Origin of the sequence: Achromobacter sp. UBA5777 (assembly GCF_002418565.1) — a bacterium.
Taxonomy (GTDB): domain Bacteria; phylum Pseudomonadota; class Gammaproteobacteria; order Burkholderiales; family Burkholderiaceae_B; genus Achromobacter; species Achromobacter animicus.
Window position 1 is genome coordinate 1 of the sequence record NZ_DIEJ01000135.1, and the last position, 4,237, is coordinate 4,237.

Annotated in this window: 5 protein-coding genes (1 of these 5 cut by a window edge); all 5 read left to right on the forward strand. The window is 66.3% G+C overall.

Annotated elements, in window-relative coordinates; genetic code table 11:
- On the forward strand, positions 1 to 531 hold a 531-nt coding region (locus B3446_RS10015), incomplete at its 5' end, for an amidohydrolase family protein (protein ID WP_291380565.1).
- A gap of 25 nt (positions 532 to 556) precedes the next feature.
- Positions 557 to 1,471: a LysR family transcriptional regulator gene (locus B3446_RS10020; RefSeq protein ID WP_291380567.1), complete on the forward strand. Its 915-nt coding sequence runs from the start codon at positions 557 to 559 to the stop codon at positions 1,469 to 1,471.
- 192 nt (positions 1,472 to 1,663) lie between these two features.
- Entirely contained in the window at positions 1,664 to 2,638 is a 975-nt protein-coding gene (locus B3446_RS10025) for a tripartite tricarboxylate transporter substrate binding protein (RefSeq protein ID WP_291380569.1), read from the forward strand.
- Between the two features lie 28 nt (positions 2,639 to 2,666).
- A complete protein-coding gene (locus B3446_RS10030; RefSeq protein WP_291380571.1) occupies positions 2,667 to 3,815 on the forward strand; it encodes a mandelate racemase/muconate lactonizing enzyme family protein in 1,149 nt (382 codons plus the stop codon).
- A gap of 288 nt (positions 3,816 to 4,103) precedes the next feature.
- Positions 4,104 to 4,237: the 5' end (the start) of an NAD(P)-dependent oxidoreductase gene (locus B3446_RS10035; protein WP_422652842.1), read on the forward strand. 532 nt of this gene lie beyond the right edge of the window; 134 of the gene's 666 nt are visible here — the first part of the coding sequence; its start codon is at positions 4,104 to 4,106; the stop codon falls past the right edge of the window.

The following is a 4,237-nucleotide window of genomic DNA, read 5'->3' on the forward strand; positions in this document are numbered from 1 at the left end:
GCCAGCGACGCCGCCGCCGTCAGCCGCGCGCTGTCGGCGTGGGCCGGTCGTCTGGCGGGGCAAGGCTGGCACATCCAGGTCTACGCCTCGCTCGACGCCATCGCCAGCGCCGCCCCCGCGCTGGCCCGGCTGCCGGTCCCGGTGGTACTGGATCACTTCGCAATGATTCCGGCGCAGCTTGCGCTGGACGATCCCCGTGTCCTGCAGGTGCTGGACCTGGTCGGCAGCGGCGCCGCCTACGTCAAGCTGTCGGCGTCCTACCGCATCAGCACGGCTCCTCATGACGGCGGCGAAGCCCAGCGCATAACCGCGCTGGCCCGCGCCTTCATCGATCGCAATCCGGAACGTGCACTGTGGGCCAGCGACTGGCCGCATACGAATCGCGAGCCGGGCAAGCTTCCGACCGAGATCAGCGCGTATCGCGACGTCCCGGCCGACCGCCTGCTGCGCGAAATCGGATCCTGGCTGCCGGACGCAGCACTACAGCGCCAGGTGCTGGCCGCAAATCCCGCGGCGCTGTATGGTTTCTAGTCCTTAGCGCAGCGGAGACCGCCGCATGAATCTTTCGCTACGCCACATGAAGGCCTTCACGGCCCTGGCGGCATTGCGCAGTTTCACGCGCGCGGCCGAGCACTGCTGCCAGACCCAGAGCGCGTTCAGCGCGTTGATCTCCAATCTGGAAAGCGACCTGGGCGTGAAGCTGTTTTCGCGCAGCACGCGCAACGTCGAACTGACCGCCGAAGGCGAAGCCTTTCAGAACATCGTCGCCCACCTGCTGCCCGAGACCGAGCGTGCCCTGGCCGAAATGCGCGACCACGTCGAGCGCCGCAAGGGCCGCGTCGCGCTTGCCGCGCTGCCGTCGATATCGTCGGGCATCCTGCCTGGTCTCATCGCCCGCTTCACCGCGGATTACCCCGGCATCAGTGTGCAGGTGCAGGACGTGGCCAGCACGGTGTGCATCGACATGGTCCGAAACCGCCAGGTGGATTTCGCGCTGTGCGCGGCCGCCTATCCCAGCACCGACCTCGACATCGAGGTGCTTGCGCGCGACACGTTCCATTTCATCTGCCCCGCCAGCCATCCGCTGGCCACGCGGCGCCGCCTGTCGGTGCAGGACGTGCTGGACTATCCGATCATCGGATTCGAAAGCAACAGCAGCATCCGCCAGCATCTGGACGCCGCCATCTATCCCCGGCAGTGGCTGCGCTCGCATCAGGTCAACAGCCTGTCGACCGCAGCCGGCTTCATCGCGGCTGGCCTGGGCGTCACCATCGCCCCCACCTTGGCGCTCTTTCAGTTCCGGCTGGCCGGCTTGAAAGCCGTGCCGCTGACCCTGCCGATCAACGAACGCGACATCTGCCTGGCGCGGCGCCGGGACGCCACCGATTCGCTTGCCGCGCAGGCATTCCTGGCGCTGCTGCGCGACCACCTGCAGCCATCCGTGCAGGCGCTGGCCCACACCCTCGACTGAATCGCTCCTGGCGAATGCACGCCCGCGGGCGCGACGGCAGCAATGCCCCGCGCCTGCCGCCGCACGCCCATTTCCAGCCCGCGCACATTTATCGATTTTCTCGATTTTCTTATCCAAATTATCCATTCATCGACTAAGACGGCCTGTCTATCATGGGTTCACAACAGCAGAACAAACCAAGGAGACAACCTCATGAAGCGCCTTGCCCGTGTCCTCGTTGGCGGCTGCCTGTCCGCCGCCCTTACCGCTGCCGCACCCCTCGCTTTCGCCGACAACTATCCTGCCAAACCCGTGCGCCTGATGGTCGGCATGGCGCCCGGCGGCTCCAATGACACCGTGGCCCGCCTGGTCGCCGCGGAACTATCGAAGACCTGGCCGCAGCCCATGATCGTCGAGAACAAGCCCGGCGCGAACAGCACCATCGCCACCGGTGAACTGAAGCGTTCGCCCGCCGATGGCTACACGCTGATGCTGGTGATTTCCTCGCACGTCACCAACACGCTGCTGTATCCCAACCTCACCTACTCGCTCAAAGACTTCGCGCCAGTCTCGCTGATCGCCGACACGCCATTCGTGCTGGTGGCCAATCCCAAGTTCGAGCCCAACACCACCAAAGACCTGATCACACTTGCCAAGAAGAAAGAGCGCGGCATCGACTTCGGCACGCCGGGACAGGGTTCCACGCAGCACATCTCGCTGGAACTGCTGCACCAGATGGCCGGCATCCGCATGAACCACATCCCCTACAAGGGCGGCGCGCCCGCGCAGACCGATGTGATCGGCGGGATGATTCCGCTGATCTTCGCCACGCCTACGCAGAGCCTGCCCTTCATCAAGCAGAACAAGCTCAAGGCGCTGGCGGTGACCTCCAAGGAGCGCCTGCCGCAACTGCCCGACGTGCCGACGCTGGCCGAGTCCGGCGTGCCGGGCTACGAGGCCAACGTATGGTTCGGGATCATCGCCCCCGCCGGCACGCCGCCGCAGGTTGTCGAGTTCCTGCACAAGGAGATCTCGCGCGTGGTCCGCGAGCCCGGCATGCAGGCGCGCCTGGACGAAATGGGCCTGAAACCGCTGGATGAATCGCCCGCGCAGTTCCAGCAATTGATCGACAGCGAAAAAGTGAAGTGGGCTGGCGTCATCAAGCAAAGCAACATCAAGTTCGACTGATCCCATTCAAATCGGAGCATCCCTGCATATGCCTACCATCGAATCCGTCTCTGTCTGCATCGCCCGCGTGCCGCTCGCGAATCCGGTCACGTTCTCCACACGCCAGGTCAAGGCGCGCGAGTACTGCCTGGTACGAGTGCGTTCCACCGACGGCCAGGAGGGCCTGGGCTACTGCTATGCCGTGAACAGCGCGGGACGCCTGTTGTCCGTGGCCGTGACCGACCTGCTGGCGCCCAGCCTGATCGGCCAGGAATCCCTGCGCGTCGAAGGCCTGTGGAACGAGCTGTATCAGGAAGCACTGCTGCTGGGCCGCGCCGGCGGTGTGATGCGCGCGCTGTCCGCCATCGACACCGCGTTGTGGGACTTGAACGCGCGCAGCGCCGGCGTGCCGCTCTACCAATACCTGGGCGCCACCGTGAAAGACCGCGTGCCCGCCTACGCCAGCGGCGGCTACTACCAGCCGGGCAAGACGCCGGACAAGCTGGCCGCCGAAATGGCGCAGCACGTCAAAGAAGGATTTCGCGCCGTCAAGATGAAGGTTGGCCTGGAAAGCGTGGCTGGGGAGCGCAAGCGCATCGCCGCCGTGCGCGAGGCCATCGGCGACGACGTGCGCCTGATGCTGGACGCCAACAACGCGTGGCGCGACCTGCCCACGGCGTTGGAATACATGCGCGCGTTCGAGCCCTATCACCCCTTCTGGATCGAAGAGCCCTTCTCGCCCGACGACATCGACAATCACGTGCGGCTGGCGCGCGCCACGCCGGTCACTGTCGCCACCGGCGAAGTCGAAGCCGGCCGCTGGCGCTTCAAGGACCTGATCGCCAGCGGCGCCACCACCATCCTGCAGACCGATGCAACGGTGTGCGGCGGCATCACGGAGTGGCGCCGCATCGCCGCCACCGCGGACAGCCATGGCATTACGGTCGCGCCGCACGCGTGGCACGACGTGCACATCCACCTGGCCGCCAGCGCGCCCAACGCAACCTACGTGGAATGGATGCCGGACGATCACATCGTCAACTTCCGCCGCCTGATCGACCGCCAACTACAGGCCGAGGATGGCAACCTGCTGGTGCCTTCCGAGCCTGGCCTTGCCTTCCGGTTCGACGACGACGCCATCGCCGAATACGGCGTCGTCTATCCCGGCGAACGCGACCGCTGGCAGGTCGTCCGTTGAAAACGGCCGCCCCCGCGCTGGGCCTGCTGCTGTCGGCCAAGGTCGACCGCGCGCATGGCCCGCGCCTCGATGCCCTTGCGCAACATGCCGACGTGCGTCTGCAACGCTATTCGGTCGAAGATGCCGATCCCATGCACATCGACGTGGCGTTCTTTTCACGAGACCTGTACGAAGGCAGTTCCCTGCGCAAGCCCGGCCCGCTGTCCGATGCCTTCTTTCGCGTCGCGGACGCCGCGCCGGGGCTGCGCTGGCTGCACGTGTGCTCGTCGGGACAGGACCTGCCGCAGTATGCGCACACGTTGGCGCGGGGCGTTCCCGTCACCGCGTCCACCGGCGTCACCGCCGCGCCCATCGCGCAGACAGCCGTCGCGGCCATCCTGGCGCAATCGCGCGGCTTCGACCGCTGGCTCGCGGCGCAGGCG